Annotated in this window: 22 protein-coding genes and 1 tRNA gene; 4 read left to right on the forward strand and 19 right to left on the reverse strand. The window is 57.7% G+C overall.

Annotation, left to right across the window (positions count from 1 at the left end):
* Position 1 precedes the first annotated feature (1 nt).
* Entirely contained in the window at positions 2-1,093 is a 1,092-nt protein-coding gene (locus JOE29_RS13800; protein WP_003396141.1) for an NADH:flavin oxidoreductase/NADH oxidase, read from the reverse strand.
* A 59-nt stretch (positions 1,094-1,152) separates the two neighbouring features.
* On the opposite strand from JOE29_RS13800, the gene JOE29_RS13805 reads away from it, so the two are divergent.
* Positions 1,153-1,488 carry a helix-turn-helix domain-containing protein gene (locus JOE29_RS13805; RefSeq protein WP_074997724.1) on the forward strand — a complete coding sequence of 112 codons (336 nt, stop codon included), beginning with the start codon at positions 1,153-1,155 and terminating at the stop codon, positions 1,486-1,488.
* 195 nt (positions 1,489-1,683) lie between these two features.
* On the opposite strand, the gene JOE29_RS13810 is transcribed toward JOE29_RS13805, so the two are convergent.
* From JOE29_RS13810 to thrS, 16 genes are all read right to left on the reverse strand, one after another.
* A complete protein-coding gene (locus JOE29_RS13810; RefSeq protein WP_016567915.1) occupies positions 1,684-3,306 on the reverse strand; it encodes a methyl-accepting chemotaxis protein in 1,623 nt (540 codons plus the stop codon).
* A 577-nt stretch (positions 3,307-3,883) separates the two neighbouring features.
* On the reverse strand, positions 3,884-5,206 hold the full coding sequence (locus JOE29_RS13815) for an MFS transporter (RefSeq protein ID WP_044311527.1): 1,323 nt from the start codon (positions 5,204-5,206) through the stop codon (positions 3,884-3,886).
* An 83-nt stretch (positions 5,207-5,289) separates the two neighbouring features.
* A complete protein-coding gene (locus JOE29_RS13820; RefSeq protein ID WP_044311528.1) occupies positions 5,290-6,168 on the reverse strand; it encodes an SMP-30/gluconolactonase/LRE family protein in 879 nt (292 codons plus the stop codon).
* A gap of 47 nt (positions 6,169-6,215) precedes the next feature.
* Positions 6,216-7,148: a 3-keto-5-aminohexanoate cleavage protein gene (locus JOE29_RS13825; protein WP_004410649.1), complete on the reverse strand. Its 933-nt coding sequence runs from the start codon at positions 7,146-7,148 to the stop codon at positions 6,216-6,218.
* Between the two features lie 90 nt (positions 7,149-7,238).
* Positions 7,239-8,027 carry an SDR family oxidoreductase gene (locus tag JOE29_RS13830; RefSeq protein WP_210079614.1) on the reverse strand — a complete coding sequence of 263 codons (789 nt, stop codon included), beginning with the start codon at positions 8,025-8,027 and terminating at the stop codon, positions 7,239-7,241.
* Positions 8,024-8,746 (reverse strand): GntR family transcriptional regulator, encoded by a 723-nt coding sequence (locus JOE29_RS13835; RefSeq protein ID WP_003347608.1) that lies wholly within the window; start codon positions 8,744-8,746, stop codon positions 8,024-8,026. Before JOE29_RS13835 ends, JOE29_RS13830 begins: the two co-directional genes overlap by 4 nt.
* 309 nt (positions 8,747-9,055) lie before the next feature.
* Positions 9,056-9,337, reverse strand: a complete 282-nt coding sequence (locus JOE29_RS13840; protein WP_235387510.1) for a hypothetical protein — start codon at positions 9,335-9,337, stop codon at positions 9,056-9,058.
* A gap of 403 nt (positions 9,338-9,740) precedes the next feature.
* A tRNA-Pro gene (locus JOE29_RS13845) sits at positions 9,741-9,817 on the reverse strand.
* Between the two features lie 88 nt (positions 9,818-9,905).
* A complete protein-coding gene (locus JOE29_RS13850; RefSeq protein WP_003315559.1) occupies positions 9,906-10,262 on the reverse strand; it encodes a MerR family transcriptional regulator in 357 nt (118 codons plus the stop codon).
* The gene (gene ihfA / locus JOE29_RS13855; RefSeq protein ID WP_002553164.1) at positions 10,243-10,545 is read right to left on the reverse strand and encodes an integration host factor subunit alpha; all 303 of its coding nucleotides are present in this window, start codon (positions 10,543-10,545) and stop codon (positions 10,243-10,245) included. The genes JOE29_RS13850 and ihfA overlap by 20 nt, the downstream gene beginning before the upstream one ends.
* A gap of 3 nt (positions 10,546-10,548) precedes the next feature.
* Positions 10,549-12,927, reverse strand: a complete 2,379-nt coding sequence (pheT, locus tag JOE29_RS13860) for a phenylalanine--tRNA ligase subunit beta (protein WP_024647869.1) — start codon at positions 12,925-12,927, stop codon at positions 10,549-10,551.
* 27 nt (positions 12,928-12,954) lie between these two features.
* Positions 12,955-13,971, reverse strand: a complete 1,017-nt coding sequence (gene pheS / locus JOE29_RS13865; protein WP_003367019.1) for a phenylalanine--tRNA ligase subunit alpha — start codon at positions 13,969-13,971, stop codon at positions 12,955-12,957.
* Positions 13,972-14,075: 104 nt separating this feature from the next.
* Positions 14,076-14,432: a 50S ribosomal protein L20 gene (rplT, locus tag JOE29_RS13870; RefSeq protein WP_002553161.1), complete on the reverse strand. Its 357-nt coding sequence runs from the start codon at positions 14,430-14,432 to the stop codon at positions 14,076-14,078.
* Between the two features lie 29 nt (positions 14,433-14,461).
* Complete coding sequence (rpmI, locus tag JOE29_RS13875) at positions 14,462-14,656, reverse strand: 50S ribosomal protein L35 (protein WP_002553160.1); 195 nt, start codon at positions 14,654-14,656, stop codon at positions 14,462-14,464.
* A 60-nt stretch (positions 14,657-14,716) separates the two neighbouring features.
* Entirely contained in the window at positions 14,717-15,268 is a 552-nt protein-coding gene (gene infC / locus JOE29_RS13880) for a translation initiation factor IF-3 (protein ID WP_170855886.1), read from the reverse strand.
* Positions 15,268-17,190 carry a threonine--tRNA ligase gene (gene thrS, locus JOE29_RS13885; protein WP_003315564.1) on the reverse strand — a complete coding sequence of 641 codons (1,923 nt, stop codon included), beginning with the start codon at positions 17,188-17,190 and terminating at the stop codon, positions 15,268-15,270. The genes infC and thrS overlap by 1 nt, the downstream gene beginning before the upstream one ends.
* A gap of 349 nt (positions 17,191-17,539) precedes the next feature.
* Here thrS and JOE29_RS13890 point away from each other — a divergent pair, with 349 nt between their 5' ends.
* Positions 17,540-17,845 carry a hypothetical protein gene (locus JOE29_RS13890; protein ID WP_210080015.1) on the forward strand — a complete coding sequence of 102 codons (306 nt, stop codon included), beginning with the start codon at positions 17,540-17,542 and terminating at the stop codon, positions 17,843-17,845.
* Positions 17,846-18,140: 295 nt separating this feature from the next.
* Positions 18,141-18,353, forward strand: coding sequence for a cold-shock protein (locus JOE29_RS13895; protein WP_003315566.1), 213 nt, complete (start codon positions 18,141-18,143; stop codon positions 18,351-18,353).
* A gap of 66 nt (positions 18,354-18,419) precedes the next feature.
* Here JOE29_RS13895 and JOE29_RS13900 read toward each other — a convergent pair whose 3' ends face one another.
* Positions 18,420-18,761 carry an I78 family peptidase inhibitor gene (locus tag JOE29_RS13900; protein ID WP_004418197.1) on the reverse strand — a complete coding sequence of 114 codons (342 nt, stop codon included), beginning with the start codon at positions 18,759-18,761 and terminating at the stop codon, positions 18,420-18,422.
* 309 nt (positions 18,762-19,070) lie between these two features.
* On the opposite strand from JOE29_RS13900, the gene JOE29_RS13905 reads away from it, so the two are divergent.
* Entirely contained in the window at positions 19,071-19,265 is a 195-nt protein-coding gene (locus JOE29_RS13905; RefSeq protein WP_003315568.1) for a hypothetical protein, read from the forward strand.
* 22 nt (positions 19,266-19,287) lie between these two features.
* Here JOE29_RS13905 and JOE29_RS13910 read toward each other — a convergent pair whose 3' ends face one another.
* Entirely contained in the window at positions 19,288-20,313 is a 1,026-nt protein-coding gene (locus JOE29_RS13910; RefSeq protein WP_210079615.1) for a nucleoside hydrolase, read from the reverse strand.
* Positions 20,314-20,326 lie beyond the last annotated feature (13 nt).

A 20,326-nucleotide genomic window follows, 5' to 3' on the forward strand; every position in this document is an offset into this window, starting at 1 on the left:
CTCAGCGATAACGTTCAAGCCAGTGAGCGTAAGGCGCAGGCAAGGTCCAGGCCGATTTTTCAACGCCCAGTTCTTTCGCTGCGAAGTAGGCCCAATGCGGGTCGGCCAGATGTGCACGACCAATCGAGACCAGATCGAGCTGGCCTGACTTGACCGCCTCTTCAGCCAGCTTCGGCTCGCCAAAACCCCAGGCGCTGGTCACGGGAATATCCGCTTCACGGCGCACACGCTCGGCAACCGGCCCCATGAACGCAGGCCCCCACGGAATGTTGGCGTCCGGGGTGCTGAAACCGACGCTGACGCTCAACAGATCCAGTCCGCCAGCCTTGAAGCGGCGCGCCAGTTCGATCGATTCTGCCAGAGTCTGCTCGTCGCGACCGTCGTATTCGATCACGCCAAAACGTGCGGTGAGCGGAAGGTTCTCAGGCCAGACTTCACGTACTGCAGCCAGGGTTTCCAGCAGGAAACGGCTACGGTTATCGAAGCTGCCGCCGTACTCATCGGTGCGCTGGTTGGAGTGCTCGGAGAAGAAGCTCTGCCCCAGGTAGCCGTGGGCAAAATGCAACTCGATCCATTCAAAGCCGGCATCGCGGGCGCGACGGGCAGCATCGACGAAGTTCTGGCGAACACGCGCGATGTCTTCCAGGGTCATGGCGCGCGGGACTTTCGGCAGATTGGCACCGAACGCGATGGCGGACGGAGCGATGGTGTCCCAGCCGCGCGAATCGGACGCTGCGATATGGTCATCACCTTCCCATGGGCGATTGGCGCTGGCCTTGCGACCGGCGTGGGCAATCTGAATACCCGGCACGCATCCTGCGGCCTTGATGGCTTTGACGACAGGCACGAATGCCTGCGCCTGCTCGTCGTTCCAGATACCGGTGCAACCTGGGGTAATACGCCCTTCCGGCGCAACGGCGGTAGCTTCGACCACCAACAGACCCGCACCACCGCGCGCCATACTGGCCAGATGCACCTGGTGCCAGTCGTTGATAACACCTTCGGTTGCCGAGTACTGGCACATCGGAGGAATGGCGATTCGATTGCGCAGCGTGACGTCTTTCAGTTTGAAGGGTTCGAACAATGCAGACATTGGAAAGCTCCCGTAGGCCAGATGACTTTTGATTTCAGTTGTTCGATGGTAATCGAACTATGGCAATAAACGAAAGCCTTGATATCATCCTCAGCATGCGAACCTTCCAACACCCCGATCCTGAAGACCTCACCCTCGAACGCTTACTCTATGCCTTGAGTGATCCCGTTCGCATGGGAATCGTGCGCTGCCTGGCTGGCGTTGCAGAGGCCACCTGCGGCGAACTGGACGGCGGACGCCCGAAATCCAGCATGTCCCATCACTTCCGCGTGCTACGCGACGCGGGGCTTGTACAGACGCGCAACGTGGGCACCACGCACATGAACTCGCTACGCAAACAGGTGCTCGAGAGCCGTTTCCCGGGTCTGCTGGACAGTATTCTGGCTCAGCACTGACGTAACAAGGCATCAGTCCTGAGACAGCCTGCGCTGCCATTTCATTGCATGAATTTCGATGCGCTGCTCGGGATCGTCATCGAGGCACCAAAGGTTAGGCGCATTTTTTTAATATGCAAAAAAACCGGCATTAGCGCTTCGACTAATACCGGTTTTTTCAGCAGGGTGACCCTGCTGCTGATGCGCTTTCAGACCTTAAAGCCGAAACTTGCCCACTTCCGTCTGCAGGCTGGTGGCAAGGGTCTTCAGGCCGCCGCTGGTCTTGAGCAGTTCCTGAACCGACATGTTGTTCTGTTCAGCCATTTGCGCGGAGCGCTCGACGTTACGTGCGACATCCTGGCTGGCTGCGGTTTGCTCACGCAGCGCGAAGGATATCTGGTCGACCACCTGCAGAACCTTGCCCGAACTGTCGCGAATCTCGATGATCGCTTGACCGGCGGTGCCAGCCATTGCAACACCTTCGTTCACTTCCTGAACGCCGCTGCGCATGCTCTCGACGGTTTCCCGCACGCCCGCCTGAATTTTCTCGATCATCCCGGCGATTTCCTTGGTGGACTTGCCGGTGTTCTGCGCCAGCAGGCGTACTTCGTCGGCAACCACTGCGAAGCCACGGCCTTGCTCACCGGCCCGAGCAGCCTCGATGGCAGCGTTGAGGGCCAGTAGGTTGGTCTGGTCGGCAATGCCCTGAATCACGCTGACGATCGATGAAATGTGCTCGGAGTGCTGACCCAGACCTGCGACCTGAGTGGAGGAAAGCTGCACGGTCCGGGCGATGCCATTCATGCTGGACAAGGTGTTTTCGATGACCTGCGCACCATCTTTCGACTGCTGCCCTGAACGGCTGGCGAGTTCATGCGCCTCGTCGGCGTTTTCGGATACGTGATGGATGCTGACGGTCAGTTCTTCGATTGTGGCCGCCATCGCCGAGGCGGACGTCGACTGTTCCTGGATAGCACCGGACAACTGCTCGGAGGCACCGGAAATCTGTTGTACGGCAACGACCAGTTGATTGGCCGCCTGGCTGATCTGTTGAATCATTTCGCGCAGGCGATTCTGCATACGATCAAAGGCTTTCGGCAGTTCGTCGTGGCTGCTGGTGTCGATCACAGTGTCCAGCTTGCCATTGGCAATTGCCGTTGCGGCATCAATGGCCAGTTGCAGGCGCGCCGTGGTGCTGCGCCCCAATACAGCGGCAAGGATCATCGCGAGAACAGCCGCGGCCAGGCCGCCGCACATCAGAATCATGATCGCAAACCGCTTGGCATCGGCCATTTCCTGACTGCGCTGAACCAGCAACTTTTGCTCGGTACCGCTGAGTTCAGAGAGCAGGGCACGCATGCTGTCCATCTTGGCTTTGTCGGCCCCCGAGCTGATGCGTGCATCCAGTTGATCATCAGCTGCACCGCGTGCAGTCAGATCACGGCGCAGAGCGATGATCGGATTGATGTCTTCGTCGAGCCAGCGCTTCTGCATCTCACCCAATGCAGCCAGGCGGCGCTGCTGTTCCGCATTGTCGGCTGTCAGGCGCTTGAGCGAATCGAGTTCTTCGGTGAAACGCCTCTCCCCCGCCACCAGTGGTTCCAGGAAGGCATCCTTCGAAGCGATTACAAAGCCCCGCATCCCGGTCTCGATATTGATCAGCTGTTCAAGGGCGAGTTGCGCGTCGCTCAGCACCTGATACGTATGAACATTGCTATTGGTAGCTTCTTCGACCTGCTCGAAACCTCTGTAAGCACTCGCGACAAGGACGGCGATAAGCACGATGATCGCAGCAAAGCTGAGGTAAAGCTTTTGCGAGATGCTGAGTTTGCTGAACATGATGTCGGTCCTGAACTAGCCATTCCGTGGCTTGCATGATGGGCGCTATCAATCGTAAAAATGGGCTGAACCAACTTTTATGATTGATGTCATTGAGATATTACTCATGTCGCCCGCCAGCTCAGTAACTTTAGGGGCTGCAACTTCACCGGACCTGAATAAAAGCTCTATTCTCCTCTAAAGCAATGATATTCAAGGATAAAAAATTTTTATTACACTTGGCATCTGATTGACTGTAGTGCCAGAAAAAACTTGACACCTGAGAATTTATGACGTCAATTTTTTGCTCACAGCAGTCAAGGTACGTCCTGATTGCGACAGCCTAAATGTCGCTAACAGCAAGTAATGGTCGGAAAAGTAATACTTTATTCTCCCCTCTTCAATTGGCTGGAGGGCCCGGCAAGCGAATGCTGCCATTCTTGAAAGTGGCACTTTCTGATTGAAACGGGGACGGACTTTGAGCGATGTCGCTATATTTCCTGTCCCCGCAGACTGACGCATTAGTCAGATATCCAGCGTCCTTACTAGTCACTTATTGCCATGTCAGATCAAAGCCAGGCGGCATCCCTGTCCACCCTCACACGCTCCGCTGCACTGTCAGCAGCTCCGGGCGGTGAGAAAACAGTTGCAGAAACGCCCCACCCAACGCGCAACCGGCCATGACGAAAAAGCACACGGTATAACCGCTGAGGCTGGTCCAGCCGCCGCCCATGGAAATCAGCGTTCCCATCAGCACCGGGGCAATACCGCCGCCGATGAACATCGCCGTGGTGATGATCCCGTTGGCTGTGGAGGTCGCCGAAGGCTGTGCCGAGTCGGAAGCGACTGCGTAGTAGATGGGCCAGACGGCATTGGCGACCAGGCCGAAAAGCAACTGTACGGCGATGACGATCAGGATGGTGTTGGCGAAGTAAAAGGCCCCGACACTGACCGCCATCCATATGCCACAAATGATCAAGGTGATGCGCCGGCCGATGATGTCCGACAGCGAAGGCCAGATCAGTTGCCCGAGGATGCCGGTCAGGGTGAACACCACGCTCATGCCCGCCGACTCGGCCAGCGACAAGTTGAGGATGTTGTACAGATAGGCTGGCAGGACAATGTTGACGCCCATGTACACCACTTGCGTGAGCAGGGTGTTACCGGCAGTCAGGGCGATATTGCGGTTGCTCAGCGTCGCCTTCACCGACTTCCAGACCTGGCCTTTTACATTGGTCGACGGCGTGCTGTCCGGCGGCGTCATGCCTTTGGCAGCGATGTCCACGTACAGTTGGGTGATGCGCTCGGCAGTCGAATAACGTGCCCAGAAGATCATCAATGGCAGTGCTAACACGAAGGCGAAGAAGAACACATAACGCCAGTTTTCCTCACCGTAGGTGCTGATCACGAAACTGGCGACGATGCCGCTGAGCATCGCGCCGATGGGGTAACCGGTATGGTGCGCGCCCAGGGCAAAACCGCGACGTTCTACTGGCCACCACTCGGCAGTGTTGCTGACACCGACAGGCTCGCCCCAGCCAGCACCCAGATTCACCCCAACGCGCAAGGCGATGAAACTGGCGAGGCTGCCACTCAATGCCTTGAAGCCCGACAGAAACGACAGCGCGGTGTAACCCAGTACCAACGGCACCTGAAAGCGCGCCCGCTTCCACCCTCCGCCGTAGCGATCGCTCCAGATGGAGCCGGGAATATCGAGAACGGCCAGCGCCAGCATGACCACCGTCGCCACCGTCCCCCACTGGTCCGCAGACAGGTCGAAATGCTTGGAAATCGTCGGGCCCAGGCGCAAGACGATCTCGCGATCGTAAGCGTTCAAAATCCAGATCATCCAGCAGACCAGCAATGACACCCACGAAAAACGATGAATCTTGCCCAGCGATGCGTTCTTGTTATTTGGCATGGGAAATCTCCAGGCGTGCTGCACACGCCCCAGCGAGAAAGGGTCCAGTCGTCCTTAACGTTCAGGTTCGGTCTGTCGGCGGGTTAACTGGCAAAGCGCCGCTCGGCGATGCCTTTCACACCCAGCCCGGTGATGGCGAACAGGGCACCGCGCTGCTGGCCATCTTGCGGAAAGCGCGGCAACGGCGGCTTGGCCATGGAGGTGACAAACAGTGTGTCCAGATTCGGGCCGCCGAAGGTCAGACTGGTCACTTTTTTCACCGGCATGTCGATGATGCGATCCACCCGCCCGTCAGGGGTGTAACGCACCAGCTTTCCGGCATACACCAGCGCTTGCCACAGACAGCCTTCGGCATCCACGGTGCAGCCATCCGCCGCGCCCCCTGCCGAGGTGTCGACCTTGGTAAAGGTGCGTCTGTTGGCGACTGCGCCGCTGGCGTTGTCGTAATCGTAGGTCCAGATCTCTCCTGACCAGGTGTCGGCGAAATAAAAAGTTTCCCCGCCCGGACTCCAGCAAGGGCCGTTGGACACGATGATGCCCTCATCCAGGGTGTGCAGGCTCAGGTCCGGGTCGAGGCGATACAGCTTTGCGCTGGCCTGATCCTCCTGCGTGTCCATCGAGCCCACGATGAACCGGCCCTGCCGATCGACCTTGCCATCATTGAGGCGATTGTTCGGCAAACCGGGCTCAGGGTCGACGATAAGCTCCAGATCGCCGCTCGGCAGATCGAGGTTATAGATGCCGGTCTGCAACGCGACAAGCGCCGCGTCGCCATGCTTGCGCAAGGCCATGGAGCCGATTTTCTGGCCGACCTCCCAGGCGCGCAGTTCACGCCCGTCGTCCGTGCAGCGCAGGACGCGGCCGTCGAAGCTGTCGATCCAGTACAGGCGCTGTTGCTCGACATCCCAGACCGGACCTTCGCCCAGCGTGGTCTTTACGTCGACAACGATTTCGATACGCATTTTTCACCTCTGTCTTGTTGTTATTGAGATGACACATTTTGCGGCGACTAGAAATTAACCTTGTCCTGCCCCTTCAGATCGAGCATTTCACGGGCCTCATCCGGCGTCGCCACCTGCCCGCCCAGCGCTTCGATCACCGTGCGGATACGCTTGACCTGATCGGTATTGGACGCCGCCAGTTTGCCCGGCCCGTCCCACAGCGAATCCTCCAGGCCGACCCGCACATGGCTGCCCATCGACAGGCCCATGGTGCCCAGCGGAATCTGATTGCGACCGGCCCCCAGTATCGACCACTGATAGGCATCGCCAAAGAGGCGGTCAGCCGTACGGCGCATGTGCGCCAAGTCCTCAGGGTGCCCACCGATCCCTCCGCGCAAACCGAATACAGACTGGATGAAAATCGGCGCCTTGAGCAACCCACGCTGCAGGAAGTGTGCTGCGGTATACAGATGACCGATGTCGTAGCATTCAATCTCAAAGCGTGTGCGGTTCTCGGCACAGGTATTGAGGATGTGCGCGATGTCGCGGAAGGTGTTGCGGAAGATCCGGTCGTCGCTGTCGGCCAGATAGGGCCGCTCCCAGTCGTGCTTGAATTCGCTGTAGCGATCCAGCATTTCGTACAGCCCGAAGTTCATTGACCCCATGTTCAACGAGGCAAGTTCCGGCTTGAGCTGCGCCACCGGCTGCAGGCGCTCTTCCACGCCCATGGTCGGCGCGCCACCGGTGGTGATATTGATCACCACGTCGCTCTTGGCCTTGATCTGCGGCAGGAACTGCCGAAACAGATCGACATCCTGACTGGGCCTTCCGTCATGTGGGTCGCGGGCGTGCAAATGAACAATCGAGGCCCCGGCCTCGGCGGCACCGATGGCTGCATCGGCGATTTCCTGCGGCGTGATCGGCAAATGAGGCGACATCGACGGCGTGTGGATTGCTCCCGTGACGGCACAGGTAATGATGACCGGACGTTTTTTAGGCATGAGCATTCTCCATTCTTGTTGTTGGCGAGAAGTCTGATGTGGAACATGACTCGGACGTCGTCCGGTCATCGTTGCTATAGGGCCGAATCCTTAAAGGTATTCGACGTTGCCATCCACACTGATGGCCTGCCCCGTGACGTTGCGGGCGGCGGGCGAACACAGAAAGAGCGCCATCGCCGCAACGTCCTCGGCGGTGACCATGCGCTTGAGCGAGATCTTTTTCAGGTACCCCTCGCGCATCGCCTCCTCCGGCACGTTCATCTGTTGCGCACGGGCCCGAATCACTCCGTCCATGCGTGGACCTTCGACGATACCCGGCAGCAAGGCATTGACGCGGATATCACTTTCCCCCAACTCGGACGCCAGCGACTTCATCAGCCCGACAATCGCCCACTTGGTGGCGGCGTATGGGGTTCGCCAGGCATAGCCAAGGCGACCGGCGACCGAGGCGATATGGATCAGGTGGGCATTGGGTGAAGCCTTGAGCAACGGCACCGCATGATGAGCGAAGCGGTACTGCCCGGTGAGATTGATGTCGATGGTGCGCTGCCACTCCTCTTCGCTGATGGCATCGATACCCGCCGTCGGTCCGGCGATCCCCGCATTGTTGATCAGCACATCAAGACCATCGAAGCGTGCGCGCTGCACCCTGAACACCGCCTCGATCTGCGCCGGATCAGCGACGTCTGCGTGGGTGGCGACACTGCCCGGATGACGATCGAGGAATGCCGCGATGGCCGCCTCGCTGACATCGCACACGTGTACCTTTGCCCCCGCTTCCAGGTAAGCCGCCGCCAACACCTCACCGATCCCGGCCGCACCGCCGGAAATAAGGACGCGCAGCCCTGCATAGGGAACCAGCCGATTGAGAACACTCATGCTTTTTTCACTCCCGAGACACGCGACCTGGAGCGGTCGCTGTTTGCGATCAGGCGCGTCAGAGAGTCGGCAGCCTGCATGATGTCGTCGGTGACAGCTGCACGAGCCGCCGCCCCATCACGCGCCGCCAATGCCTCGACGATACGGTTGTGTGCTTCCATCGAACGCTGAAGATGCGCCCTGTCAGGCGCAACCAGCGCGAAACACGGACCGATGTGCAGCCAGAAATTCTCCACCGCCGCAACGATCAGCTCAGCCTTGGCCACCGCATAAATACGTCGGTGAAAGGCAAAGTTGGTCCACAGATAGAGCGCGACATCAACGCTGTCGGCAGCCTTCTGCATCTGCCCGCAGAGCTGGCTGATGTCGGCAAGATCGGCGTCGTTGATCAGAACCACGGCTTTCTCGGCCAACAGACCTTCCAGCGCAACCCGCGCATCGCGAATCTCGCGCAGCCGCTCCGGGGTCATCATGGGCACGCGCAACCGGGCGGTTTCGGTGACTTCGAAGGCGTTCTCGGCGCTAAGACGATTCAACGCCTCGCGCACCGGCATCGGACTGGAACCCAGCGCTTCGGCAAGGCCACGAATCGTCAGCTTCTGACCCGGCTGAAAGCGCCCGCTCATCAACGCTTCACGGATCTGCCGGTAGACCTGGTCTTGGAGGGTATCGCGAGAGACCTGCCGCATGGCGGGCAGGAGGATGGGACGATCTGTCATGGGGAGTGACTCATATTGGCGTTCTTATAGAGCAAATATGTGATCACAAATAACATATGTCAAATTGTTTTTTTGGAGGTAGTGGGCACCTTAGTCGGAGCTCGCGTCGCAGGCACACGCGCAAAGCGTTGGTGCAGGGGAACGTCGCCACGGCTTTTAGGTAACAGCTATTGGCTATTCCGAGTGGCTGGATGAGGACGCTGGCACGGGGCTGTGCCTGTTATAAAAAGCGACAGGCCTTTTATGTGCAAGCAAGCAGCGCGAGAAGGTTTCAGCCCTCAATACCGCGTTTTACATAGGTCGTAAGGTTCAAAGCCAAGCGAATAAAAACTTGATATTGATGCCGATGATAATCAACGCCGTCAGCAGACCGGGTAAACGCCAAAGGCCAAGCAGCAGAAACAGGAAAGGATTTAAAAGGCCTATCAGAATCAGGACAACCGTGTGGATCCCCGAGCCTTCCGAACCAAGCAGGTCCCAAATCAGCACCCCCACCCATATCGCCCAACACGCATACATGGTTATACCGTCGACCCGGTAAAAGGCACGCTTGAAAGCACTTCCCACGGTATCGGAATCATTGAGCATCATTGAGCATCATTGAGCATCATTGCATCCATACATAAATTGATCTGCGCGATAGTAGCCGAACCGAATCGCGAAGCTCCAATACCCTTCTCAAACTGAGTCTCAGCGGCGGGGCAACGTCATGCCAATGCGTGAAAAGTGGGAGCGTCAGATCAGCAGGGAAATGTGATTGACTGGGCCTGACAGCAACGCCTAAACGTTCCATGAAATGGTCTTAGAACGGGACCAATGCTCGGATACTGGATATCTGATGGATGCTGCAAACATGGTGTCAGCAATTGACTCGCGTGGGCCGGGTCTGACATTTTGAAAAGGAGGCAGGCATGAAAAACCAACGAGTCACGCAAAAGTCACGCGCATGAAAAAGGCCAATGCTGCGAACATTGGCCTAAGTCATTGAATTATATGGTCGGGACGGAGTGATTCGAACACTCGACCCCTAGCACCCCATGCTAGTGCGCTACCGGACTGCGCTACGCCCCGACTAGGCGTGTATCTGTTTTGCAACGTGCGAAAACGTTGAGGAATATACCCTAAGCATTTGAATTTTGGAAGTATCCTGACTGCTCAATTACGCCTTGAGCATGACGAGTACGTCTTCCAGCTCCGCAATCATCTCGCGAATCATCTGCTTGTACTGCTGGGTGTCGTCCTTCGGTTCACCGCTGGTGAGACGAAGTCGGGCGCCACCGATGGTGAAGCCCTGATCATACAGCAGGCCGCGGATCTGGCGGATCATCAGCACGTCCTGTCGCTGATAATACCGACGGTTTCCGCGTCGCTTGACGGGGTTGAGTTGAGGAAACTCCTGCTCCCAATAACGCAGAACGTGCGGTTTTACCGCGCAGAGCTCGCTGACCTCACCAATGGTGAAGTAGCGTTTGCCGGGGATCGGCGGCAGCTCGTCGTTATGACTTGGTTCCAGCATATGCCTCAACTCGGGCCTTCAGCTTCTGCCCTGGACGAAAGGTGACCACACGGCGCGCCGTAATCGGAATCTCTTCACCGGTCTTGGGATTTCTCCCAGGCCGCTGGCGCTTGTCTCGAAGGTCGAAGTTGCCGAAACCTGACAACTTCACCTGCTCGTTATCTTCCAGAGCGTGCCTGATTTCTTCAAAAAACAGTTCGACCAGTTCCTTGGCTTCCCGTTTATTCAGGCCCAGCTCTTCGTACAGACGTTCGGCCATCTCAGCTTTCGTCAGAGCCCCCATACGCTACTTCCTTAACGTGGCGTTTAACCTCTCCTCAAGCGAGGTGAGGATAGCAAGTGTCGTTGCGTTTACCTCATCGTCATTAAGAGTGCGTGATGGATGCTGCCAGGTCAAGCCGACTGCAAGGCTTTTTCTATGCGGATCAATGCCTTTACCCTGGTAAACATCAAATAACCTGAGGTCTGTGAGCCACTCGCCTGCATTTTCACGAATAACGTCCAGAACCGCACTGGCCGAAACATCCCGATCGGCCAGCAGCGCCAGGTCGCGGCGCACTTCAGGGAAGCGCGACAGCTCGTGGAATTTCGGCAGACGGCCGGTCGACACTTCCGCCAGAACCAGCTCGAAAACAAACACCGGACGATCCAGGCCGAGGGTTTTCGACAGTTCCGGATGAATGGCGCCCAGGAAACCGACTTCACGGCCATCACGCTCGATGCGAGCCGTCTGGCCTGGGTGCAAGGCAGGATGCTGACCCGGCGTGAAGGTGAACTCGCCCAATGCACCGGCAAAGCCCAGAACCGCTTCAACGTCAGCCTTGACGTCGAAGAAATCGACTACGTCGCGACCTTGCGCCCAGCCTTCCGGCAAGCGGCTGCCGCACACCACGCCAGCGAGCATCGGCTCCTGCTTCAAGCCGTCGAGCTGACCGACGAAGCGCAGGCCGCTTTCGAACATCCGCACGCGATCCTGCTGGCGGTTGAGGTTGTGCTGCAGGGCTTTGACCAGACCCGGCCACAACGAGGCGCGCATGGCCGCCATGTCATTGGAGATCGGGTTGGCCAGCAGCAACGGCTTGGCGCCCGGCGAGAACAGCTCGAACCATTTCGGGTCGATGAAGCTGTAGGTGATCGCTTCCTGATAGCCGCGGGCAACCAGCAGGCGGCGCAACTCAGGCAGATCGCCCTTGGCTTCGGCCTTGGCCTGGGGAGCCAGGCGGGCTTGCGGATAGCGGACCGGCAGACGGTTGTAGCCGTACAGACGCGCCAGCTCTTCGATCAGGTCGACTTCAAGGCTGATGTCGAAACGATGACTTGGCACTTCGACACGCCATTGCCCATCGGCTTCGGCAGTCACAGCCAGGCCGAGACCTTTCAGCAGGCGCTCGATTTCGGCGTTCTCGATCACCAGACCGAGCATCTGCTCGACACGGCTGGCGCGCAGCGTAACCGGGGCGATCGACGGCAAATGCTGCTCGCTGACCACTTCAATCACGGGGCCGGCTTCGCCACCGGTGATTTCCAGCAGCAGGCCAGTGGCCCGCTCCATGGCTTCACGGGCCAGTTGCCAGTCCACACCACGCTCGTAGCGGTGCGAAGCGTCAGTATGCAAACCATAGGAACGCGCCTTGCCGGCCACCGAAATGGTGTCGAAGAACGCGCTTTCCAGGAAAATATCGCGGGTACCGGCAGTCACACCGCTGTGCTCGCCACCCATGACACCGGCGATTGCCAGCGCGCGCTGGTGATCGGCAATGACCAGCGTGTCGGCACGCAGGCTGACTTCCTGACCGTCGAGCAGAACGAGCTTCTCGCCCTCCTCGGCCATGCGCACACGAATCCCGCCGTTGATTTCGGCCAGATCGAACGCATGCAGAGGCTGACCCAGCTCCAGCATCACGTAGTTGGTGATGTCGACAGCGGCATCGATGCTGCGCACGTCGGAACGACGCAGACGCTCGACCATCCACAGCGGGGTCGGACGCGAAAGGTCGACATTGCGGATCACACGGCCCAAATAGCGCGGGCATGCAGCCGGCGCCAGTACTTCGACCGGGCGCACTTCATCGTGTGCAGCGCTGATAGCAGCGATCTGCGGACGGGTGACTTCAGCGGCGTACAGCGCACCGACTTCACGCGCAAGACCGGCCACCGACAGGCAGTCACCACGGTTCGGGGTCAGGTCGACCTCAATGCTGGCATCGTCCAGGCTCAGATAGACACGAATGTCCTGACCGACTGGCGCATCGGCTGCCAGCTCCATCAGACCATCATTGCCCTCGCCGGCCTGCAACTCGGCAGCCGAACACAACATGCCGTTGGACTCGACGCCGCGCAGCTTGGCTTTCTTGATCTTGAAATCGCCGGGAAGCTCGGCGCCGATCATGGCGAATGGAATTTTCAGGCCCGGACGCACATTTGGCGCACCACAGACAACCTGAAAGGTTTCGCTACCATTGCTGACCTGACACACACGCAGCTTGTCGGCATCGGGATGTTGCTCGGTGCTCAGCACCTCCCCCACCACCACGCCGCTGAAAACGCCGGCGGCCAGCGTCACGCTGTCAACCTCAAGACCGGCCATCGACAGACGAGCAACCAGCTCGTCGCGGGAAACCTGCGGGCTTACCCAGCCGCGCAGCCATTGTTCACTGAATTTCATCCTGCTCTCCTGAAAGGTTCGTACGACTTAGCGAAATTGCGCGAGGAACCGCAAATCGTTGTCGAAGAACAGGCGCAAATCATTGACGCCGTAACGCAGCATGGCCAGACGCTCTACACCCATGCCGAACGCAAAGCCCTGAAACTCTTCAGGATCGATGCCGGACATGCGCAGCACGTTCGGGTGGACCATGCCGCAACCCATGACTTCAAGCCAGCCGGTCTGTTTGCAGACGCGGCAGCCCTTGCCACTGCACATGACGCATTCCATATCCACTTCCGCCGAGGGCTCGGTGAACGGGAAATACGAAGGACGGAAGCGTACGGCCAGCTCTTTCTCGAAGAACACACGCAGGAACTCTTCGATGGTGCCTTTCAGATCGGCAAAATTGATGTCGCGATCGACCAGCAGACCTTCGATCTGGTGGAACATCGGCGAGTGGGTGATATCCGAGTCGCTACGGTACACACGGCCTGGGCAGACGATGCGGATCGGCGGCTGCTGCGATTCCATGGTGCGTACCTGTACCGGCGAGGTATGGGTGCGCAGCAGCATGTTCGCATTGAAATAGAAGGTGTCGTGCATCGACCGGGCCGGGTGGTGGCCTGGGATGTTGAGCGCCTCGAAGTTGTGGTAATCGTCTTCGACTTCAGGGCCTTCGGCGATGCCGTAGCCGATGTGCGTGAAGAATTGTTCGATACGTTCCAGAGTACGGGTAATCGGGTGCAGACCACCTGAGGTCTGACCGCGGCCCGGCAGGGTCACATCGATGCATTCGGCTGCGAGCCTGGCAGTCAGTTCTGCCTGCTCAAACGATGCCTTGCGTGCATTGAGAACCTCTGTGACACGTTCCTTGGCAACGTTGATCAGCGCACCGACTTGCGGACGCTCTTCAGCAGGCAGGTTCCCCAGGGTCTTCATCACCTGAGTCAACTCGCCTTTCTTGCCGAGGTAGTGAACCCGGATTTGCTCCAGGGCATTGATATCTTCGGCGCTTTGCACAGCCTCAAGAGCTTGAGAGACCAGCGCGTCCAGGTTTTCCATGTACAGACTCCAGATACAAAATAGGGGAAGAGCTGAAGGCTCTTCCCCTATTTATGACGTTTAACACCGGCCCCGGAGAACCGGGGCAAGTGATTGTCGGGGACTTAGGCCAAGGTGGCTTTAGCTTTCTCGACAATCGCAGCAAACGCCGCTTTTTCGTTCACTGCCAGATCAGCCAGAACCTTACGGTCGATCTCGATGGACGCTTTTTTCAGGCCGGCAATGAAACGGCTGTAGGACAGACCGTTAACACGAGCACCAGCGTTGATACGAGCGATCCACAGAGCGCGGAACTGACGTTTTTTCTGACGACGGTCACGGTAGGCGTATTGGCCTGCCTTGATTACCGCTTGCTTGGCAACACGGAATACGCGTGAACGCGCGCCGTAGTAGCCTTTTGCAAGTTTCAGAATTTTTTTGTGACGCTTACGGGCAATGACGCCACGCTTTACACGAGCCATGAGTTACTTCCTCTATATCTTGATCAAAATTAACGAAGGCGCAGCATGCGCTCGACTTTTGCCACGTCAGACGGATGCAGCAAGCTGCTACCGCGCAATTGACGCTTACGCTTTGTCGACATTTTGGTCAGGATGTGGCTCTTGAAAGCGTGCTTGTGCTTGATGCCGTTGGCGGTTTTCAAAAACCGCTTAGCTGCACCACTTTTAGTCTTCATCTTTGGCATGTTCGGATACTCCGCATTCAGTTGATAAATATAACCGCAAGGCCTGCCGTGCCCTGGTGGTTATTTCTTCTTTTTCGGGGCGATGACCATGATCAGCTGGCGTCCTTCCATCTTAGGATGCTGTTCGACGGAACCGTATTCGAGCAGGTCACCTTCAACCCGCTTCAACAGCTCCATACCCAGCTCCTGGTGGGCCATCTCACGACCGCGGAATCTCAACGATACCTTGGCCCTGTCCCCGTCACTCAGGAAACGTACCAGGTTGCGTAGTTTTACCTGGTAATCCCCTTCCTCCGTCCCTGGACGAAACTTGATTTCTTTAACCTGGATCTGCTTCTGGTTCTTCTTCGCTGCAGCAACCTGCTTCTTCTTCTCGAAGATCGATTTGCCGTAATCCATCACACGGCAGACCGGAGGGAGTGCGTCGGCAGAAATCTCTACCAGATCCAGCTTCGCCTCTTCGGCAATACGAAGCGCTTCATCAATCGAGACGATGCCAATCTGCTCGCCGTCAGCGCCAATTAAACGAACCTCGCGGGCCGAGATATTTTCATTGATCGGGGCCTTGGGTGCAGCTCGTTTATCTTGTCTCATTTCACGCTTAATAATAATTACTCCGTATCTTGGCGACCACGCCGGGAAACCGCTTGTGCGAGGAATTCAGCGAATTGGGCGACCGGCATCGAGCCAAGGTCAGCGCCTTCACGTGTACGCACAGCGACAGTTTGCATTTCAACCTCCCGATCTCCAATCACGAGGAGATAAGGAACCTTGAGCAAAGTATGCTCACGGATTTTAAAGCCGATCTTTTCATTTCTCAAGTCGGACTTGGCACGAAACCCGCTTTCGGCCAGAGTTTTTTCCACTTCGAGGGCAAAATCGGCCTGTTTGTCAGTGATATTCATGATCACTGCCTGGGTAGGCGCCAGCCAGGCCGGGAATGCGCCTTCGTAATGCTCGATCAGAATTCCGATGAAACGCTCGAAGGATCCAAGAATCGCGCGGTGCAACATGACCGGATTCTTGCGACTGTTGTCTTCCGACACGTACTCGGCACTCAAGCGGATCGGCAGATTGAAGTCCAGCTGCAAGGTGCCGCACTGCCATACCCGACCGAGACAATCCTTGAGGGAGAACTCGATTTTCGGACCGTAGAACGCGCCTTCACCCGGCTGCAGATCATAAGGCAGACCTGCGCTATCGAGTGCAGAAGCCAGCGCCGATTCGGCACGGTCCCAAAGCTCGTCGGAGCCTACACGCTTTTCAGGGCGAGTGGACAATTTGAGTTCGATATCCTTGAAGCCGAAATCGGCGTAGACATCCAGCGTCAGCTTGATGAACGCGGCGGACTCGGCCTGCATCTGGTCTTCGGTACAGAAGATGTGCGCATCGTCCTGAGTGAAGCCACGTACGCGCATGATGCCGTGCAAGGCGCCCGACGGCTCGTTACGGTGACAGGCACCGAACTCGGCGAGACGCATCGGCAGCTCGCGGTAGCTCTTCAGGCCCTGATTGAACACCTGCACGTGGCAAGGGCAGTTCATCGGCTTGATCGCATAGTCGCGGCTTTCGGACTCGGTGGTGAACATGTTGTCGGCGTAGTTGGCCCAGTGCCCGGATTTTTCCCAGAGCGAGCGATCGACCACTTGCGGAGTCTTGATCTCGAGGTAGCCGTTTTCACGCTGCACTTTGCGCATGTACTGCTCGAGCACCTGGTACAGGGTCCAGCCCTGCGGGTGCCAGAAGACCATGCCCGGCGCTTCTTCCTGGGTATGGAACAGACCAAGACGCTTGCCGATCTTGCGATGGTCGCGTTTCTCGGCTTCTTCGATGCGCAGAATGTAGGCCGCCAGCTGCTTCTTGTCAGCCCAGGCGGTGCCGTAGACACGCTGCAGTTGCTCGTTCTTGGCGTCGCCACGCCAGTAGGCGCCAGACAGCTTGGTCAGCTTGAATGACTTCAGGAAACGCGTGTTCGGCACGTGCGGACCGCGGCACATGTCGACGTATTCTTCGTGGTAATACAGGCCCATGGCCTGCTCGTTCGGCATGTCTTCGACCAGGCGCAGCTTGTAATCTTCGTGACGGGCGGTGAACACCTCGATCACTTCAGCGCGCGGGGTGACTTTCTTGATGACGTCGTAATCTTTTTCGATCAACTGCTGCATGCGCTGCTCGATCGCCGCCATATCGTCAGGCGTGAACGGGCGCTCGTAGGCGATATCGTAATAGAAACCGTCGTCGATCACCGGGCCGATGACCATTTTTGCAGTCGGATACAACTGCTTGACCGCGTGTCCTACCAGGTGCGCGCAGGAGTGACGGATGATTTCCAGTCCTTCCTGATCCTTGGGGGTGATGATCTGCAGGCTGGCATCGTTTTCGATCAGGTCGCAGGCGTCGACGAGCTTGCCGTCGACCTTGCCGGCAACGGTGGCCTTGGCCAGACCGGCACCGATTGAAAGCGCGACATCGGCTACGGAAACCGCATGATCGAATGAACGTTGACTGCCGTCGGGAAGAGTAATAGTTGGCATGGCGCCTCCTCTCCTAGTGGTGACCCCTACCAAAGGTCACGTGGGTTGGGATGAGCCAGTACGTGATCCGGTGGTATGCCTGCCTCACAGTGGCAGGAGCCTTGGGGCCAACCTTGAACCGGACCAGATGACTGGAATGTACGAAAAAACCTGCCTGCGCTGCACCGAAAGCCATAGGCCATGGGGCGCTTGAAAATAACAGGACGCGCATCCTACCACAGCCAGGCCGACCGGGATGCACATCCACGCAAATCAAATGGAATTAACACGGCGCCTGAACTGGCAGGCTTCATGGGCGTCAGAAACCAGCGAAACCCCGTACGTTTTTTCCAGCAATAAGGAGAACACCATGAAGTTTTCACGCCTGACCAGCCTCCTCTTCTGCAGCGCCGCCCTCATCCCGCTGGGTGCTCACGCCGCGATGGACGGAGCGACACGCACCACTTTCACTCAGGAATGCGTTGCTGCGGCCAAGAAACAGGGGCTGAATGACAAGACCGCCGCGACTCACTGCGAATGCGGTGCAAAGCAGGTGGACAGTCATTTCACCGACAAGGAAATAGCCTCGCTCAAGGACACCAAGGCAGAGACTCCCGCTGCCTTGACGACAAAACTGCAAAAACTGGTCGCGGAAAACTGCACGGCGACAAAATAATCATTTTTTTCAGCTGGGCTAAACCGCGCGCGGCAAGCACTGATGGCGGTTGGCCCAGACTGTTCTGAAAGCCATTGAAATCATGGCTTTAAGCGCCATTGATAAAGCCTGTTCTGTACGGGGTCTGGCACCTCGGAGGGCGGTTTACAGAGTATGGTGAACTGCATATACGGGACCTTTACGCAAAGCGCCTACCTTAATAGCTGTTTTTTTGCTCATTTCGACTATGATAGCCCGGTGTGCCCAGTTGGCCTGAGCAGCACGTTACTGAAAATTATGTTTCTGGAGATACACCATGTCTAATCGCCAAACCGGCACCGTAAAATGGTTCAACGATGAAAAAGGCTTCGGCTTTATCACTCCACAAGGTGGCGGTGACGACCTGTTCGTACACTTCAAAGCAATCCAGAGCGACGGTTTCAAAAGCCTGAAAGAAGGCCAGACCGTTACTTTTGTTGCTGCTAAAGGCCAGAAAGGCATGCAAGCAGAAGAAGTTCAGGTGGCCTGATTCACCTGACACAAAAAAAACCCCGTCATTGACGGGGTTTTTTTATGCGCAAAAGAAAGTACCGGCTCAACCGCAATTGATCCGGGTGACCTTACCCGAAGCGTCGGTGTTGACGTTTACCCGCTCGGATCGGTATTCCAGCGTGACCATGTCGTCAGGACCGAGAATGCGCGCATCCTGCGAACCGGAACGGGCGCGGACTTGAGAAAGGAGGTCTATGGACGCTTGCTTGCCAATGGCGAACTGGGCAAGCCCTGCATCACAGCGGCCAGGTATCGCGTTGCTGGCTGGCGCGTCGGCCTTGACGGGCGCTTCAGCACTGGCACTGCTATCGGGGGCCGTACTGCTGCAGCCTGCCATCAATGAAGCCACGACCATAAAACCCAATGTTGCGAATTTCCGGGGCATACACCCTCCTCTGCCAATGAACATTTCCAGACCTGTCCGACCGCGCTCGGGCGCGTTGGTTGCACGGTCCGACCGAGATGCCTTGCGTAACCTGTTGATCTGTCTGGAACGGGAGTCTGCCTTGGCATGACACTGGACGCGCGAAGAAATCGTCACAAAACGTTTATCGCCGGTACTCATTGAACCGGGCTATCAGGATCATGTGTAAGTAGAAGTGTCAAAATGCGCGGGGGATGGTTTACTGCCAGAGACACAAGCGCCGGGACGCGAGCAGCGTGTACGTGGCCCTTCACTGGAGATCAGACAGACATGACAGCCATAACCCTAGACGCCGACATCAAGGCCAAGTGGCCTCAGGGCCACTGCTCGCACAGCCCCGGGAATCCGGAAGAGCTGATGATCATCGCAGTCGACCTGCTGATCAAGGAACTGGGCACCGAGGGTGCCCGCTCCTTCATCAGCCAGGTGCTGAGCCGCTATGCGGCGGCAGGACTGCCCGCCTGATACGCGGCTTCAGAATGCGTGACTATTTGAGACGCGCCAGTCGCTCGGTCAGCAGATCGAAGAAACCCTGAGCGTCGCCGTTCTCGACCCAGAATACGTTCTGCGGCTGCTTGAGCGTTCCGTACCAGTCGGCCACTGTCTGACCGAAACCGATCCCTTCACGAGTGTCCACCGCTACGTTGATCTGCCTTCCGGAGAACAACTCGGGCTTGAGCAGCCAGGCAATCACGCTGGCATCGTGTACCGGTCCACCGGGCAAACCGTAATGCTCCATGTCCAGCTTGACGTATTCATTGAGAATGCCGTCCACCAGCTTGCCAGCATTGTTGCCCAATGCGGCGATCTGCTTGAGGCGCTGTTCACTTGTGAGAATCTTGTGGGTCACATCCAGCGGCACGTACGTCAGCTTCACACCACTGGCCAGAACGATCTGCGCAGCGTGCGGGTCGGCGAACAGATTGAATTCGGCAACCGGAGTGATGTTACCGCCGTTGAAATGCGCGCCGCCCATGACCACCACTTCTTTGATGCCCTGGGTGATTTCCGGAGCTTGCACCAGCGCCAGCGCCAGGTTGGTCTGCGGGCCGAGCATGGCGATGGTGATGCTGTGCGGCTTGGCCTTGCTCAGGGTGCGAATCAGGTAATCGACGGCATTGCCTTCGGCCAGCCCCTTGGCGGGCTCATGCACGGGCACACCCGGTAAACCTTCCTGACCGTGAACGTTCTCTGCATAGATCGGTGTACGCACCAGCGGCTTGGGCGCACCGGCATACACAGGCACCTCTTCGCGCCCGGCCCACTCCCGCGCCAGCCTGGCGTTGCGCGAGGTCTTGTCGAGCCGCACATTGCCGGCCACCGTGGTGATAGCCATGACGTTCAGCTCTTCAGGTGACGCCAGCGCCAGCAGCAGCGCAACGACATCGTCTGCGCCCGGGTCAGTATCGATGATCAGATCGCGCTTTTCAGCCGCCTGGACAGCAGCAGTACCGAGAATGCACAAGAGCAACGCTCCACGAATGAACTGCCTGGAAAACTGTATCAATGTCATATGAAACTCCCTT

It is taken from the genome of Pseudomonas sp. PvP009, from assembly GCF_017832995.1.
GTDB classification, from domain to species: domain Bacteria; phylum Pseudomonadota; class Gammaproteobacteria; order Pseudomonadales; family Pseudomonadaceae; genus Aquipseudomonas; species Aquipseudomonas syringae.

Coding starts and splice junctions, on each gene's coding strand:
- JOE29_RS13800 (WP_003396141.1), bottom strand. CDS start 1,093: ATGTCTGCATTGTTCGAACCCTTCAAACTGAAAGACGTCACGCTGCGC.
- JOE29_RS13805 (WP_074997724.1), top strand. CDS start 1,153: ATGGCAATAAACGAAAGCCTTGATATCATCCTCAGCATGCGAACCTTC.
- JOE29_RS13810 (WP_016567915.1), bottom strand. CDS start 3,306: ATGTTCAGCAAACTCAGCATCTCGCAAAAGCTTTACCTCAGCTTTGCT.
- JOE29_RS13815 (WP_044311527.1), bottom strand. CDS start 5,206: ATGCCAAATAACAAGAACGCATCGCTGGGCAAGATTCATCGTTTTTCG.
- JOE29_RS13820 (WP_044311528.1), bottom strand. CDS start 6,168: ATGCGTATCGAAATCGTTGTCGACGTAAAGACCACGCTGGGCGAAGGT.
- JOE29_RS13825 (WP_004410649.1), bottom strand. CDS start 7,148: ATGCCTAAAAAACGTCCGGTCATCATTACCTGTGCCGTCACGGGAGCA.
- JOE29_RS13830 (WP_210079614.1), bottom strand. CDS start 8,027: ATGAGTGTTCTCAATCGGCTGGTTCCCTATGCAGGGCTGCGCGTCCTT.
- JOE29_RS13835 (WP_003347608.1), bottom strand. CDS start 8,746: ATGACAGATCGTCCCATCCTCCTGCCCGCCATGCGGCAGGTCTCTCGC.
- JOE29_RS13840 (WP_235387510.1), bottom strand. CDS start 9,337: ATGATGCTCAATGATTCCGATACCGTGGGAAGTGCTTTCAAGCGTGCC.
- JOE29_RS13850 (WP_003315559.1), bottom strand. CDS start 10,262: ATGCTGGAACCAAGTCATAACGACGAGCTGCCGCCGATCCCCGGCAAA.
- ihfA (WP_002553164.1), bottom strand. CDS start 10,545: ATGGGGGCTCTGACGAAAGCTGAGATGGCCGAACGTCTGTACGAAGAG.
- pheT (WP_024647869.1), bottom strand. CDS start 12,927: ATGAAATTCAGTGAACAATGGCTGCGCGGCTGGGTAAGCCCGCAGGTT.
- pheS (WP_003367019.1), bottom strand. CDS start 13,971: ATGGAAAACCTGGACGCGCTGGTCTCTCAAGCTCTTGAGGCTGTGCAA.
- rplT (WP_002553161.1), bottom strand. CDS start 14,432: ATGGCTCGTGTAAAGCGTGGCGTCATTGCCCGTAAGCGTCACAAAAAA.
- rpmI (WP_002553160.1), bottom strand. CDS start 14,656: ATGCCAAAGATGAAGACTAAAAGTGGTGCAGCTAAGCGGTTTTTGAAA.
- thrS (WP_003315564.1), bottom strand. CDS start 17,190: ATGCCAACTATTACTCTTCCCGACGGCAGTCAACGTTCATTCGATCAT.
- JOE29_RS13890 (WP_210080015.1), top strand. CDS start 17,540: ATGAAGTTTTCACGCCTGACCAGCCTCCTCTTCTGCAGCGCCGCCCTC.
- JOE29_RS13895 (WP_003315566.1), top strand. CDS start 18,141: ATGTCTAATCGCCAAACCGGCACCGTAAAATGGTTCAACGATGAAAAA.
- JOE29_RS13900 (WP_004418197.1), bottom strand. CDS start 18,761: ATGCCCCGGAAATTCGCAACATTGGGTTTTATGGTCGTGGCTTCATTG.
- JOE29_RS13905 (WP_003315568.1), top strand. CDS start 19,071: ATGACAGCCATAACCCTAGACGCCGACATCAAGGCCAAGTGGCCTCAG.
- JOE29_RS13910 (WP_210079615.1), bottom strand. CDS start 20,313: ATGACATTGATACAGTTTTCCAGGCAGTTCATTCGTGGAGCGTTGCTC.